The sequence below is a fragment of the Clostridium ganghwense genome, assembly GCF_026735165.1.
Classification (GTDB): domain Bacteria; phylum Bacillota; class Clostridia; order Clostridiales; family Clostridiaceae; genus Clostridium_H; species Clostridium_H ganghwense.
The window spans coordinates 248,230-264,134 of record NZ_JAPQES010000002.1 but is presented as its reverse complement, the minus strand read 5'-3'; the positions used below and the strand labels follow the sequence as shown (position 1 = coordinate 264,134).

Here is a 15,905-nt window from a genome sequence, read left to right as displayed (position 1 = left end):
ATATAATTTTAAAGTAGAATATAAATTTAGAAATAGTTTAAAGAACTATTTTATTTGTTATAGGTTTAAATTTATAGAAATTATGAAAGAAGAGGAAGAGATTAATGATAAATGTTACTAAAACTTATATTCCTGATAGTAAGAAATATAAGTCATATATTGATAAAATATTTTCAAGTGGGTGGCTTACTAATAATGGTCAGTTTGTTAGACAATTAGAAAAAAGATTAAAACAATATTTAAATGTAAAAAATATTTTATTAGTATGCAACGGAACTATAGCATTACAATTGGCCTATAGGCTTTTGGAGTTAAAAGGGAAGATTATAACTACTCCTTTCACTTTTGTGGCTACAGTGAGTAGTCAAGTATGGGAAGGATTAAATCCTATTTTTTGTGATATAGATAAAGAAACTTATAATATAGATTCACAAAAAATAGAAAAATCTATTACAGATAATAGTTCTGCAATTGTACCTGTACATGTATTTGGTAATTCATGTGATATTAATTTTATAGATAGTATATCTAAAAAAAATAATCTTAAAGTAGTCTATGATGCATCACATGCTTTCGGAGTTACTTATAAAGGAAAAAGTATATTAGAGTATGGTGATATTTCTACTTTAAGTTTTCATGCTACAAAACTTTTTCATACAGTTGAAGGAGGGGCACTAGTAATAAAGGATGATAAATTATATGAAAAAGCTAAAAAGATGATTAATTTTGGAATATATGAATCAGACAATATAAAGTACTTAGGAATAAATGCAAAAATGAATGAACTACAAGCTGCTATGGGATTATGTGTATTGGATGATATTGATAAAATTATTTATTGCAGAAAAATGGTACACGAGTATTATATGAGTAAATTACCACAAAATTTACAATTTCAAAAACAGAATAAATATAGTAGTAGAAACTACAGTTATTTTCCAGTGGTTTTTGAAGATGAAAAGATTTTATTAAGAGTAGAATATAGTTTAAAGAAGGAGGGGGTTAATCCTAGAAGATATTTTTATCCATCATTAGAGAAGTTGAATTATTTGAATAAGAATCAGTATGCTCCAATATCAAGTAGTATATCTAAAAGAATATTATGTTTACCTATGTATGATTCTTTAACAGTAAAAGATCAGGATAAAATTATAAATGTTATAAAGAAATCTGTATGAAAAATCATATTTTATACAGGCCATATTAGAAAATAATTAGAGTGGTGAAAGCTATCATGAAGGAAATAGGAGGTTTTTTTGAATTAGAATTAAATAAAGGTGAAGAATATCACAAAGATGCTATAAGACTTAACAGTGCTAGAAATTGTTTACTTTATATTATAAAAGCTGAAAGACCCAAAAAGATATATTTACCATATTATTCTTGTAATACTTTGCTAGAACCTATAATCAGGGAGAACATAAATTATGAATTTTATAATATAAATAATGACTTTAGTCCTATATTCCATAAAAAAATTTTATCTGATGAATTTTTTTTATATACCAATTATTTTGGGGTGAATAAGAAAATAGTTGATTCTATAAGCAATAAAGACAAGATTATTATAGATAATGCTCAAGCATTTTTTGAGAAACCAATAAAAGGTATTAGAACAATATATTCTCCAAGAAAATTTTTTGGAGTTGCGGAAGGGGGATATCTTTATACAAAATATAGATATTCAGAACGACTTGTAAGAGATACTTCATATGATAGATGCTTACATTTGTTAAAGAGAATTGATATATCAGCACAGGAAAGCTATGCTGATTTTAAACATAATAAAGGTAAGTTCAAAGAGAGAAAATTAATGTTGATGTCTAAGCTAACTGAGAGGATTATGAAAAGTATAAATTATGATAAGGTTAAGTTAATAAGAAAGAAAAATTTTCTTTATTTGCATGAAAAATTATCTGAATTTAATGAATTAAAGCTTAATATAGAAGATTTAAATGGACCTATGATTTATCCACTTTTAATAACTAAAGAAGGAATAAAAGAAAAGCTAATAAGCAATAAAATATATTTAGCTACTTACTGGAAGAAAGTTTTAAGAAGAGTAAAAGTAGGGTCTTTTGAATATAAGTTAATTAGATATTTATTACCTTTACCAATAAATCAAAGATATGATTTGAGTGATATGAAATTTATACATGATTTGATAAAAAAGTATATATAATTATTATTTAAAATATTATATAAATATATAACATTGAGTATAAGGAATGAGTTATGTGGATGAAATAGGATATCTAAACAATAATTATGCAAATTCATTTAAAGAATGGGGTGAACCTATAACATTAGGAGAAAGTAGGGGATGGCTTTTAAAAAGAAAAATTGCTGGATATAATTTATATGATGCAATGGGGTTGTACCCATTATTTTGTTGTAAAGATTGGAAGAAACTTTCTTTAGATTTTCAAAAATTAAAAAATAATTTAGTAAGTATAACTTTAGTAACTGATCCTTTTGGAGAGTATAAAATAACCGAATTATATAAAATCTTTGATTTTGTAAAACCATTTAAAAAGCATTATATAGTAGATTTATCCTGTGAATTAAATAAATTTATATACAAAGGGCATAAAAGAAAGGCCAAAAAAGCTTTGAAAGATATAGAAGTAGAAATTTGCACAAAAAATTGTGTTAGATACTTGGATGAGTTTATTGAATTATATAATGTTTTAATAAAAAGACATAAGATAACAGGAATTAGACGATTTTCAAGAAAAGCTTTTGAATATCAACTTAAAACGCCAGGTACCATACTTATTCGTGGAGTATATGATGGAAGAGTAGTAGGGATGAAATTGTGTATTATTCATGAAGATGTTGCATATGATCATTTGATGGCTATTAGTCATGAAGGATATAACATGCATGCTTCCTATGGGATTACATTGAGGGAATTAGAATACTTGAAAAATAAAGTGAAGTGGATAGATTTGGGAGCAAATGCAGGAATAAATTCAAATTTGAATGATGGATTGAATCAATTTAAGAGAGGATGGAGTACAGGTAAAAAAATGGTGTATTTATGCGGAAAAGTTTTAGATGAAGAAAAGTATGATGGAATAACTTGGCGTTTAAAAAAGAGTAGTGTTGAATATTTCCCAGAATATAGAGAAGGAGAATTTTGAACAAGAGAAAATTTTGAGTATATAATTTAGAATTTTTGTTTAGAACGTAATCTTTGGAATTTGAATATTATAAAAGTGAGTATAAATGAAGAGTGTATAGCTTAATATAAAAGTTAATTTACAGTAATTAGAATATTATTGTAATAATATTCTAATTACTGAAGTTGGCGTTAATAGGTGCTTATATAATTTAATAAAACAGAATTAAAATAAGGAAGGGAAGAAATTAATTTGGACGAGAAAGGATATCTAAGCTATAACTATGCAAATTCATTTAAAGAATGGGGACAGCCTCTAAGATTAGAAGAAAGTGGTGGATGGATTTTAAAAAGAAAAATCGATGAATATAAATTGTATGATGCAATGGGATTATACCCTCTATTTTGTTGTAAAGATTGGACAAAACTTTCTTTAGATTTTGAAAAATTAAAAAAAGATTTAGTTAGTATATCTTTAGTTGCAGATCCCTTTGGAAATTATAATTTAACACAACTATATAACACTTTTGATTTTGTAAAGCCATTTAAAGAGCATTATATAGCCGATTTATCCTGTGAATTAAATAAAATTATAGCTAGAGGTCATAAAAAAAATTCAAGAAGAGCTTTAAAAAAGATAGATGTAGAAATATGTACCAATGATTATATTAGATATTTAGATGAAGTGCTGCAATTATATAATGTTTTAGTAAAAAGGCATAAAATTATAGGTATGAGACAATTTTCGAAAAAAGCTTTTGAATATCAACTGAAAACACCAGGTATGTTACTAGTACGTGGATTATATAATGGCAAAATAGTGGGAGTAAATTTGATTATTATTTATGAAGAAGTTGCATATACTCATTTATCAGCTTTTAGCGATGAAGGGTATAAATTAAATGCTTCCTATGCTATTAGAATGAGGGCTCTAGAATACTTGAAAGATAAAGTTAAATGGGTAAATTTTGGAGCAGGCGCAGGAACAATTGCAAATAAAAATGATGGATTGAATTATTTTAAAAGAGGATGGAGTACAGGGACAAGAATGGCTTATATTTGTGGAAAAGTTTTAAATAAAGAAAAGTATAACACAATAATTCGTGACTTGAAAAAAAGTAATAGTGAATATTTTCCACAATATAGAGAAGGGGAATTTTGAATAATTAAAATTATGAGCATATGACCTGAAGTTTTATTATAAATAAGTATAAGCATTAAAATTAATTAAGAGTGGTGTTTACATGAAAGAAATAGGAGGTTTTTTTGAATTAGAATTAAATAAAGGTGAAGAATATCATAAAGATGCTATAAAACTTAATAGTGCTAGAAATTGTTTGCTTTATATTATAAAAGCTGAGAGACCCCAAAAGATATATTTACCATATTATTCTTGTCATACTTTGTTAGAACCTATAATCAGAGAGAATATAAATTATGAATTTTATAATATAAATAATGACTTTAATCCTATATTACACAAAAAAATTTTATCTAGTGAATTATTTATATATATTAATTATTTTGGCATAAATAAGAAAATAGTTGATTCTATATATGATAAAAATAATGTTATTATAGACAATTCCCAAGCTTTTTTTGAGCAACAAATAAAAGATGTTAGAACAATATACTCTCCAAGAAAATTTTTTGGAGTTCCAGAAGGTGGATATCTTTATACTAAATATAGATATTTAGTAGAGTTTGAGAGAGATAATTCATACGATAGATGTTTATATTTATTGAAGAGAATTGATATATCAGCAAAGGAAAGCTATGATGATTTTATACACAATCAATGTAAGTTTAAAGATAGAAAATTAATGTCAATGTCTAAGTTGACTAAGAGGATTATGAAAAGCATAAATTATAATGAGGTTAAGTCAATAAGAGAGAGAAATTTTCTTTATTTGCACGAAAAATTATCTCAATTTAATGAATTGAAAATTGATATAAATTATTTAAATGGACCGATGGTTTATCCATTATTAATAACGAAAGAAGGAATAAGACAAAAACTTATAAAAAATAAATTATATGTAGCAACTTATTGGAAAGAAGTTTTAGAAAGAGTAAAAGACAATACTTTTGAATATAAATTAACTAGATATTTATTACCTTTACCAATAGATCAAAGATATGATTTGAATGATATGAAATTTATATGTGAGTTAATAAAGAGATATGTATAACTATACTTTGAAAATACTAGAAAAATGGAAATTTAAAAGTATAAGTAATAATTTAAAATAGTTGATAAAGATTATTTCCCAGCATATAGAAAAGGTGAATTTTAAATAAAGAATTGAAGGATTAAAAGTGGCTTTGGTTTAAAGTTAAACTAAGTCACTTTTTTTATTATAACGAAATTTTTATGTTTAGCATATTATAAAAGTGTATATATATAGTTACAAAATAAAAGGATTTGAAAAATATTATTGAAATGGGTGAAAAGTATGATTGAAAATAAATTTAATCCTTTAGTGAGTGTTTTAATACCAACATATAACAGACCTCATTATTTACAAGTAGCTTTAGATAGTGCATTAAACCAGACTTATAAAAATATAGAGATAATTATATGTGATGATAGTACAAATGATGATACAACAAAAATGATAGAACCTTATCTTAAGAAATATAAAAATATAAAATACTATTATAATGGAGGACCACTAGGACTAAGGGGGACAAGAAATAGTCAAAAATGTTTGGAGTTGTCTTCTGGGAAATATATAAATTATTTACATGATGATGATGTATTTCATCCTGATAAGATAAAAATAATGGTGGAATGTATTTGTAAATATGAAAATGTAACTATGGTTGTTGGTGCTAATGAAAAAATAGGGTGGAAACGAGAGCCTATTTTATATTTACCAGTTGAAAATCTAGTAGTAAAAAGAAAAAAAGGTGTCGATTTAATTAAAAGTTTTTTTAGAAGGTTTGCAAATGTTGTAGGTGCACCAACCGGTGTTCTTTTTGATAAAAAATATATTGATAGATTTGGTGTTTTTGGAGGAAGACAGCATCGTATACTTGAAGATGTAGCAATGTGGCTTGTACTTTGTTCCAAAGGAGATTGTATACGTGTTAATAATATATTAAGTTATAGAAGAATCCATGGAGGTCAAAATGCTGTGACAGTGGATAGAGTTACAGATTTAGTGGAATGGATATATCTTGTAGAAAATGCGTATAAAACTGGTTTGTTAACTGAAGAAGAGTATAATGCTGCTTTACAAAAATGGAAAGTTACATTTAGCAAGTCAATCAATATAATTAAACAAAATCCTAAATATAAACAGTATAAACAAGAGATAGAAAAATTTCAAATTATATAGTTATGTTGAGTACAGTGGATAATAAATGTTTATTAAATTTAAAGTATTAATCAATATATGGTTTAAAGAATAAGGTTAACGTAAAGTTACTTTGATAAAAGGTGGAGAAAAGCAATGCAAAAATTTTTGGTTACTGGAGGAGCTGGGTTTATAGGAGCTAATTTCATTAAATATGTAATTAACAAGTATAAAAATATTAAAGTTATAAATTTAGATAAATTAACTTATGCAGGCAATCTGGAAAATTTAAAAGAGATAGAAAATAATTCAAACTACAAATTTATAAAAGGAGATATTTGTAATAAGGATTTAGTAAAAGATATATTTAATAAATATGACATAGACTATGTTGTTAATTTTGCAGCAGAGTCTCATGTAGATAGAAGTATAAACAATCCTGAGATTTTTGTAAAAACTAATGTGCTAGGAACAGTAAATCTTTTAAATTGTGCAAAAGAAGCTTGGATTATAAATAAGAGTTTCATTAAGGGAAAAAAATTTTTACAAGTTTCTACTGATGAAGTTTATGGTTCTCTTGGAGATACAGGCTATTTTACTGAAAACACACCATTAAATCCTCATAGCCCCTATTCAGCTAGTAAAGCAAGTGCAGATTGTATAGTTAAAGCGTATTATGATACCTATCAAATGCCTGTCAATATAACAAGATGTTCTAATAATTATGGACCAAATCAGTTTCCTGAAAAACTCATTCCACTAGTTATAAATAATTGTTTACAAAAAAAGAATGTACCCGTGTATGGTAAAGGACTTAATGTTAGAGATTGGCTTTATGTAGAAGATCATTGCAGAGCATTAGATTTAGTAATGAAACAAGGTAAGAGTGGAGAGGTTTACAATATAGGTGGAAATAACGAGAAAACCAATATTGAAATTGTAAAATTGATTATAAGAATTATAAGTGAGAAAATGAAAAATGGCATTACAGAGCAACTTATTAAATTTGTGGAAGATAGAAAAGGTCATGATTGGAGATATGCAATAAGTGCTGAAAAAATAAGAAAAAATTTAGGATGGAGTACAGAATTTTCTTTTGAAGTAGGAATAGATAAAACTATTGATTGGTATTTGAATAATAGAGCATGGCTTGAAAATAGTATATCTTAAATAATAGGTAAATAAATACTCTTTTAATTGTATATTTTCTATGGTTACTTTTAAATAGACACTGAATATTATGATTAGTGAAAGGATTAAAGATAAAGTAACTATATGTTATATATGATGAAAGAGAGGAATATGAAAAATGAAAGGAATAATTCTAGCAGGAGGAAATGGTACTAGGTTATATCCAATTACTAAATCTATAAACAAACACTTACTTCCGATTGGTAGATATCCTATGATTTATTATAGTATTGCAAAATTAAAACAAGCTTTAATTACAGATATAATGATTATTAGTAGCAAAAAAGATATAGGCTCTTTAGCTAAATTATTAGGAAATGGAAATGAATTTGGAATGGAATTTACCTACAGAGTGCAAGAAAAAGCTGGTGGTATAGCTGAGGCTTTAGGCTTGTGTGAAAAGTTTGTAGGATTAGATAAATGTGTAGTTATGTTGGGAGATAATATTTTTTATGATAATATTAAACCTTTTGTAGATAAATTTAGAAAACAAGACAAGGGAGCAAAGGTTTTAATAAAAGAAGTAAAAGATCCTACAAGATATGGAATAGCAGATATATATGAAAATAAAATAGTAAACATTGAAGAAAAGCCTAAAAAGCCTAAGAGCAATTATTGCGTAACAGGGATATATATGTATGATAATCAGGTATTTGATGTGATAAAAAAATTAAAACCCTCTAGTAGAAATGAATTAGAAATAACTGATGTAAATAATTGTTATATAAAGCAAAGTTATTTAAGTTACGATGTATTAAAAAATTGGTGGATTGATGCTGGGACTATTTCTTCTTTAATGTCTGCTAACATTCTTGCTAAAGATATAGATTTAATGAGTATTTTAGATAAATAATATATTATAAGTTATTTAAGACTATAAACAGAACCTTTAAATAATGTTTAATTTTTTAGGTTCTGTTTTTTGTGCAAAATTAGTTGTTTAATCACAAAAGAAACATTGGATACATATAATTTAGTGTAGGACAAATAAGTTTAAATTTCTAATTTTTTATAATAAAAACGCGAGGGGATAATAATGAAGGCAGTTATATTATGTGGAGGTAAAGGAACCCGTATGAGAGAAGAAACAGAATATAGACCTAAACCTCTTGTAGATATAGGCGGAAGGCCAATAATATGGCATATATTAAAAATATATTCATATTATGGAGTAAAAGATTTTATTTTATGTCTTGGATATAAGGGAAATATGATAAAGCAGTATTTTAATGATATGGATTGGATGAATAATGACTATACTCTTCATATAGATAATGGTTCTAAATATATACAATATCATAATCAAGAAAGAGAAAATTGGAATGTTACTTTAGTTGATACAGGACTTGAAACATTAACTGCAGGTAGATTAAAAAAAATAGAAAAATATATAGATGAAGAAAACTTTTTAATGACATACGGAGATGGATTAAGTGATATAAATATTAATAAGCTTATAGAATATCATAAAAAAATGGAAAAAATAGTTACTATGACAGGAGTTCATCCTATGTCATCTTATGGAGTAATAGAAGTTGAAAATGGAATAGCTAAGTCTTTTAACGAAAAGCCTAGACAAGGTGGGTTTATAAATGGAGGCTTTATGGTACTAAATAAAAAGGTATTTAACTATATTCAAGAGGATTGTATGTTCGAAGAAAAGCCTATTAGAAATATAGCACAGGAGAAAGAATTAGCTATATTTAAACACGATGGTTTTTGGATTGCAATAGATACTTTTAAGGATGTTCAGAGAGCTAATATGTTGTGGAATACTGGTAATAAACCGTGGAAGGTATGGAAGTAATGAGTAATATATTTAAGGATATTTATAAAAATAAAAATGTCCTAGTTACAGGACATACAGGATTCAAAGGATCTTGGCTCAGTATATGGCTTAGAGAATTAGGAGCTAATGTTATAGGATATGCATTAGCTCCTAATTCACAGGAAGATAATTTTGTAATGGCAGGTCTAAATAAAAAAATTATAGATATTAGAGGTGATGTTAGAGATTTAAATAAATTAAAAGCTATATTTGAAAAATATAAACCAGATATAGTTTTTCACTTAGCTGCACAGCCTCTTGTTAGACTTTCATATAAGATACCTATAGAAACTTATGAAGTTAATGTCATGGGGACGTTAAATGTATTAGAGTGTATAAGACAATCCAACACTGTAAAGGCTGGAATTATGGTTACTACGGATAAATGTTATGAAAATAGAGAACAAATTTGGGGATATAGAGAAGATGATCCAATGGGAGGATATGATCCTTATAGTTCTAGTAAAGCATGTGCAGAGATTTTAATAGCTTCATTTAGAAATTCTTTTATAAATCCTAAGAATTATGAAGAACATAGAAAAGCTATTGCATCAGTAAGAGCAGGAAATGTTATTGGAGGAGGAGACTGGGCTAAAGATAGAATAGTTCCTGATTGTATCAGGGCTTTAACGAGCAATAAGCCTATAGAAATTAGAAATCCAAAGGCTATTAGACCATTTCAACATGTATTAGAACCCTTAAAGGGCTATTTAATTTTAGCTGCTAATATGTATAAAGATGGAACTAAATATTGTGGTGGATGGAATTTTGGACCTGATTATAATTCAATTGTTAATGTTGAGACGGTAGCTAATATTATATTACAGCAGTGGGGTGGTAATGGTTGTATAAAATTATCTAAAGAAAATAAATTACATGAAGCTAATACATTAACTTTAGATTGTACTAAAGCAAAAACTTATTTAGGATGGATACCTAAGTTAAATATATATGAGTCATTAAAATATACTGTAGAATGGTATAGAAATTACAAAAAAAGAGATGTATATGATCTATGTTTAAATCAAATAAAACAATATGAAAAATTATAGAAAAATAAGTAATATTGAGGAGTATGATAAATTGTCTATGAAGAGGATTTTAGTTACAGGTGCTAGTGGCTTTATTGGGAGGAATACTCTAAATTTACTAGTAAACAAAGGATATGAAGTACATGCAGTTAGTTCTAGGCAGTTTAAATCGAGTAATAAAAATATTTATTGGCATTGTATAGATTTACTAGATTTACTGCAAATAGATGCGTTGTTTAGAAGAGTTAAACCTACTTATTTACTACATCTTGCTTGGAATATTACTCCTGAAAAATATAAAAAATCAAATATACATTTGAAATGGGTTCAGGTTGGTATAGAAATTCTTGAAAGTTTTAAAAAGTATAATGGAAAAAGAGCTGTATTTGGAGGAACTTGTAGTGAATATGATTGTAAATATGGTTATTTAAATGAGCAGTTAACACCTGTAAAATCCAATTTATTATACGGAGTGTGTAAAGCAAGCTTGCACAGTATTGCAGAAAGTTATTGTATGAAAAATGATTTGAGTTTAGCTTGGGCTAGGATTTTTTATGTGTATGGCCCTCATGAGAATCCTAATAGAGTTATACCTTATGTAATAAATAAACTTTTAAAAGGTGAAGTAGCTCATTGTTCTCATGGTAGGCAAATAAGAGATTATTTACATGTTTATGATGTGGCTTCTGCACTTGTGGGCTTGTTTGAAAGTAATGTAGAAGGAGTAGTTAATATTGGTTCAGGTAATCCAATAAAATTAATGGATTTTTTTATGGAAATTGGTGCCAAAATAGGAAGTCAAGATTTAATTCATTTAGAAGATATTAAAACATCACCTGATGAAGCACATGTAATATTAGCAGATATTAATAGACTTAAGAATGAAATAGGATGGGTTCCATATTATGATATGGACAAAGGATTAGATGAAACAATTGAGTGGTGGAAAAAGCAAATAAAATATTAAAAAAGTAGTGGAGGTTAATTATGAAAAAAAAGATTTATATAAGTAGTAGTTTAAATACTTATCCATGGAAAGGAAGATTCGATAAGGAATGGATTAAATATAGAATTGATATATTTATGAAATATACATTGAAAAGTTTAAAAGCACAAATTAATCAAGATTTTACAGCTACCTATATGTATCACGAAAAAACAGAAGATATAGTAAAAGAATACCTTGATAAGTATGATAAACTTCCATATAATATTAGATTTATCAGAAAAACTGACTATAAATCTGATATTGAAAAAGAAATACAAGGTTATGATTATTTATATTTAGCACGATTAGATACAGATGATATGTATCATAAAACTTATACACAGCAATTACATGAATATAACCCAAAACAAAATACTATAGTACTAGTAAATCAAGAGGGATACTTATATGATTCTAATGCAGAACGTTTAGGTAAATATCATCATCCAAGTCCACCTTTTTTTACATTAATATATAAAGTTGAAGATTATTTAGCTGGTAATAGATATAAATTGATAAATGGACATCCAGGAGCAATTAAATTACCTCATGAAGTTATAAAAAAACGTAATTTTTTGTGGCATGTACATTCTAAGAATACAGCTGATGCTTTAGCAAAATTTAAACCTATAAAAGAAAAAGATATAATAACAGATTCTTCAGAAGTAAAGAAAATATTAAGCGAGTTTATGGGTGATATTGTATATAAATAATTATAACTATTAATACGCTAAAAGAGCATATATTACTACAAACGTATTTGAACATTTGTAGTAATATATGCTTTTATTTTTTATACTGATACAATTGGTACGTAGTTATCGGTAACTGTAATAATTTCACAACTTTTTAAATATACATCGTCTGACACTTTCCAAGTATGTTCTTTTTTTGAAGCTCGTCTTATATATACATAATTAAATCTATCAGCAGAATACATTCTAAATCCATTTTTGGTACACTCTCTTAAAAAAATAGAATCTGAACCTTGAGGAGTGCTTGAAAATTTTACTGTATCAAATACTTCTTTTTTAATAATCAATCCTGAACCAGATAGAAAATGTACATATCTATTTTCCATATTTGGGCATATTACTGCTAAAGTATTGCTTTTTTCAAGATAAACGTAATAGCATAATTTACCAACTAATTCTGTATCTACATATTTAAAAGTGTTCATTAAATCTGTTATAAAGTTTGCTCCATAATAGTTATCATCATCAAATTTAGATATATAGTTAAAGTTGCTACGCTCAATAGCAAAATTTAAACAGTGTCCTAGAGGTTCACTTTCATCTATTTGATATATTCTTACATTTTTATATGCACTGGATTTATCTCTCCATTCTTGTAAATCCATTTTGTTATCGTTTAAAATAACAATTAATTCTTTATTTTCATAGTTTTGCCTTTCATAATTGGTAAATACATAATCCATAGTGTTTGCTTTGTTAGTACTTGTAACAATAGTTACACCAGCTTTATTTTTTTCATATTTTAATCCTATTTTATTTAATATGGTTTTAAGGATATGAGTGTAGGTGTTATTAGAAAGCACTTCCCTTTGACAAAGTAGAGATAATTTATTCTTTAATAATTTATTGTTAATTAAAAAGGACAAATCTTTATTAGAATTTTTTCTAAAGACTTTCAAAGGTATGTTAGCGGAACTAGTGATATTTCCACAAGCAAGTGCTTCAAATAGCGTAAGAGGCATTATATAAGGATTCTTTTTTACAATGCTGTTTGGATTATTTATAGGGTTATAAATCCTAGGTTGTACGCCTAAAGGTAAAGGATATATATTGTCATGTACAATATATTCCTTATATTTTTTTATATAAGCAGAATCAATTGTAAAAATATATTCAAAAAGTTTTGCAGCTTCAATATATTTATTAAAGTGAATAGGATCTTCTGTGTTCCAAAAAATTGTAGGTATATTATGTTCTTTACACCATTTAATTAGATTTTTTAAAGGAGAAGCTTTTTTTTCAAATGATTGAAACCACTTTTCATTGCTGCCATGCAAAACTGATTCAACTAATAAGAAATCAGGTTTAGTACTTGTTAAAGCATTTTCCCAATTATATGGATTTAGAGGTATTAGATTACATTCGTATTTAAAACATAAAAAACTAAAATCATTTAATATACATGCAGCTTTTACATTAGGTAATACCTTTTTTTTAGAAGATATTTTGGGGAATTTGTCACTATATTTTTCATAATTACGGTTGTTTTGTCGATAACATTCATACATTTTTTTCATCCTTTCAAATTAATGTTAAAAAATAAACCTGAAGAATTATAAAATTTAAAGCACCTAATAGTCAAATATTATTAGGGTGCTTTAATTTATTATTTAGCATCGAATTTTTCTAAAGGAAATGGCATATTATTAAAGTAAGAACAAGGGTCTCCAGGTACTATGCTTTCGCATAAAGGTATGTTACAATCATCGCAGGTGGAGGTAGTAGATACACTTAGATTGATAATTCTTATTAGACTAATTATAGTAAATAATCCTATAGATATTATAACGTTATTAGTTGGATCGCAATAAGGATCACAATAAGGATCACAACGAGAATCTTTTGATTCTTGTAGTTCAACATCTAGGGGTATTGCTTTGGCTTTTGCAATAGCGTAAGGCTGGTTACCTAGCATATTAGTAGATGAATTGATTAAATTAGATGCAATTACAGTATCGCCACCTTTACCACCAAAAAGTATTACTTTTTTTACATAGTTTACACTTCCATAAATAAAATCTTTTATTATTTCAGAAGTACTTGAAGGGGTACTACATTTTACTTGAAGTACATTCATATCAATATCGAAAAATTGTAACTTAAACTTGAAGATATAGTTTATTTTAATTTCAAAGTATCCAGCTCCAGCAGATGAACAAGGTTTGATAGAAAGTACTTGTATTGAATTTATGTGAAAACTATTGTCTACTACTTTTACTGAAAGGGCTTGAAGAGGTACTTTAATAGGTAAACCAGGTAGATTTATTGCTCCAAGCTTTTCAATAGGAGGGATACCTAATATTATACATGCACATGGTTCAGCGGAAACAACAAGCCCTAATTCAGGTAATTGTAAACAATCTTGTTGTTTACAATTACCATAAGGTTTAGGGGTTACAATACATGTGTTTTTACAGTTTTGATGTTTCCTACCAAAATTATTTTTATTAGTTTCTAAATCAATCAAAAATTTTCCTCCTTTCTATAAAGAAAGTATAAGTTAGTATTAAATCATTTTTATTTGCAATTATATGGAAGCTTTCATTAATATTATATGTAGATAATATTAATGTGTGATTTTACTTAAATACATTATTAATGATTGGAATTATTGTATACATAGTACGAATAAAGTTTAAAACTATATAGAAATATTAGGAGAGTATATATGAGGATATTATTGTGTATAAGAGATGATTATGTTAAAAATTTTGCAGGAGATTCTATGCAAGTACTAAAAACGGCAGAATACTTAAGAAAGCTAGGGGTTAAAGTATATATAAATGATGGGAGAATTGTAGATTATTCAAATTACGATATAATACATCTTTTTAACTTAACAAGAATTACTGAAACATATAGATACTATAAAATAGCATGTAAGTATAAAAAATATATAGTTATTTCTCCTATATATTGGGATTTGCTAAAATACTATGTACATGTTAATGATAAAGAAAATATAAATGTATGGAAAAAATATGAATTATATAGGAAAGAGATATTATATGGCTGTAAAAGAATTTATCCTAATAGTAAGATAGAAAAAGAATTACTGAATAAGGAATATGGAAAAAGATTGCCTTGTACAGTAATTTACAATGGGGTGGATATACTAAATAACAAATATAATATTTATAATTTTAAAAAGAAATATAAGCTAAATGATTATGTGTTATGTGCAGCACGTATATGTCCAAGAAAAAATCAGCTTGCCTTAGCTAAAGCGTGTAAAGAACTAGGATATAAATTAGTACTTATAGGAAATATAAATAACAGGAAATATTATAAATATTGTATAAAATATAAAAATGTTAGATATTTAGGATTTATGAATAGTAATAATTTATACAGTGCATATAGTTGTGCTAGGGTACATGTACTTCCAAGTTTTTTAGAAACTCCAGGATTAACATCTTTAGAAGCAGCAGCTTTAGGATGTAATGTGGTATCTACAGAAATAGGTAGTGCGAGAGAATATTTTCAAGATTTAGCGTTATATTATAATCCTTATAAGGAAAATGAAATTTTAGATATAGTAGATAAGGGATTTAAAAGAGATAAAAATGATACATTGAAAAAACATGTAATAAAAAATTACAGTTGGGATGTATGTATAAAAGAATTATATAAAAGCTATAGAGATATGTTGAAATAAACTAAAAGTTAGGGGGTCATAATTATTA

Annotated in this window: 15 protein-coding genes; 13 read left to right on the top strand and 2 right to left on the bottom strand. The window is 26.5% G+C overall.

Translation table 11 applies throughout. The features are described 5' to 3' along the window. Positions 1-104 precede the first annotated feature (104 nt). From OXH55_RS07860 to OXH55_RS07805, 12 genes are all read left to right on the top strand, one after another. Positions 105-1,178, top strand: coding sequence for a DegT/DnrJ/EryC1/StrS family aminotransferase (locus tag OXH55_RS07860; protein WP_268049279.1), 1,074 nt, complete (start codon positions 105-107; stop codon positions 1,176-1,178). Positions 1,179-1,234: 56 nt separating this feature from the next. Next, positions 1,235-2,182: a hypothetical protein gene (locus OXH55_RS07855; protein ID WP_268049278.1), complete on the top strand. Its 948-nt coding sequence runs from the start codon at positions 1,235-1,237 to the stop codon at positions 2,180-2,182. A 46-nt stretch (positions 2,183-2,228) separates the two neighbouring features. After that, positions 2,229-3,146, top strand: coding sequence for a hypothetical protein (locus OXH55_RS07850; RefSeq protein WP_268049277.1), 918 nt, complete (start codon positions 2,229-2,231; stop codon positions 3,144-3,146). Between the two features lie 231 nt (positions 3,147-3,377). After that, complete coding sequence (locus OXH55_RS07845) at positions 3,378-4,286, top strand: hypothetical protein (RefSeq protein WP_268049276.1); 909 nt, start codon at positions 3,378-3,380, stop codon at positions 4,284-4,286. Positions 4,287-4,368: 82 nt separating this feature from the next. Then, positions 4,369-5,316, top strand: a complete 948-nt coding sequence (locus OXH55_RS07840) for a hypothetical protein (RefSeq protein ID WP_268049275.1) — start codon at positions 4,369-4,371, stop codon at positions 5,314-5,316. Between the two features lie 264 nt (positions 5,317-5,580). Further along, positions 5,581-6,468: a glycosyltransferase family 2 protein gene (locus OXH55_RS07835; protein ID WP_268049274.1), complete on the top strand. Its 888-nt coding sequence runs from the start codon at positions 5,581-5,583 to the stop codon at positions 6,466-6,468. A gap of 114 nt (positions 6,469-6,582) precedes the next feature. After that, a complete protein-coding gene (gene rfbB, locus OXH55_RS07830) occupies positions 6,583-7,596 on the top strand; it encodes a dTDP-glucose 4,6-dehydratase (RefSeq protein WP_268049273.1) in 1,014 nt (337 codons plus the stop codon). Between the two features lie 139 nt (positions 7,597-7,735). Continuing rightward, positions 7,736-8,470, top strand: a complete 735-nt coding sequence (locus tag OXH55_RS07825; protein ID WP_268049272.1) for a sugar phosphate nucleotidyltransferase — start codon at positions 7,736-7,738, stop codon at positions 8,468-8,470. A gap of 183 nt (positions 8,471-8,653) precedes the next feature. Beyond that, a complete protein-coding gene (gene rfbF / locus OXH55_RS07820) occupies positions 8,654-9,424 on the top strand; it encodes a glucose-1-phosphate cytidylyltransferase (RefSeq protein WP_268049271.1) in 771 nt (256 codons plus the stop codon). Continuing rightward, positions 9,424-10,497, top strand: coding sequence for a CDP-glucose 4,6-dehydratase (gene rfbG, locus OXH55_RS07815; protein WP_268049270.1), 1,074 nt, complete (start codon positions 9,424-9,426; stop codon positions 10,495-10,497). Before rfbF ends, rfbG begins: the two co-directional genes overlap by 1 nt. A 37-nt stretch (positions 10,498-10,534) precedes the next feature. Beyond that, positions 10,535-11,443 (top strand): NAD-dependent epimerase/dehydratase family protein, encoded by a 909-nt coding sequence (locus OXH55_RS07810; protein WP_268049269.1) that lies wholly within the window; start codon positions 10,535-10,537, stop codon positions 11,441-11,443. A gap of 20 nt (positions 11,444-11,463) precedes the next feature. Next, complete coding sequence (locus tag OXH55_RS07805; protein ID WP_268049268.1) at positions 11,464-12,177, top strand: glycosyltransferase; 714 nt, start codon at positions 11,464-11,466, stop codon at positions 12,175-12,177. Between the two features lie 80 nt (positions 12,178-12,257). Here the strand turns inward: OXH55_RS07805 and OXH55_RS07800 are convergent, their stop codons facing one another. Then, a complete protein-coding gene (locus tag OXH55_RS07800) occupies positions 12,258-13,727 on the bottom strand; it encodes a glycosyltransferase family A protein (RefSeq protein ID WP_268049267.1) in 1,470 nt (489 codons plus the stop codon). 98 nt (positions 13,728-13,825) lie between these two features. After that, positions 13,826-14,686: a hypothetical protein gene (locus OXH55_RS07795; RefSeq protein WP_268049266.1), complete on the bottom strand. Its 861-nt coding sequence runs from the start codon at positions 14,684-14,686 to the stop codon at positions 13,826-13,828. 201 nt (positions 14,687-14,887) lie between these two features. On the opposite strand from OXH55_RS07795, the gene OXH55_RS07790 reads away from it, so the two are divergent. Next, the gene (locus OXH55_RS07790; RefSeq protein WP_268049265.1) at positions 14,888-15,877 is read left to right on the top strand and encodes a glycosyltransferase family 4 protein; all 990 of its coding nucleotides are present in this window, start codon (positions 14,888-14,890) and stop codon (positions 15,875-15,877) included. Positions 15,878-15,905 lie beyond the last annotated feature (28 nt).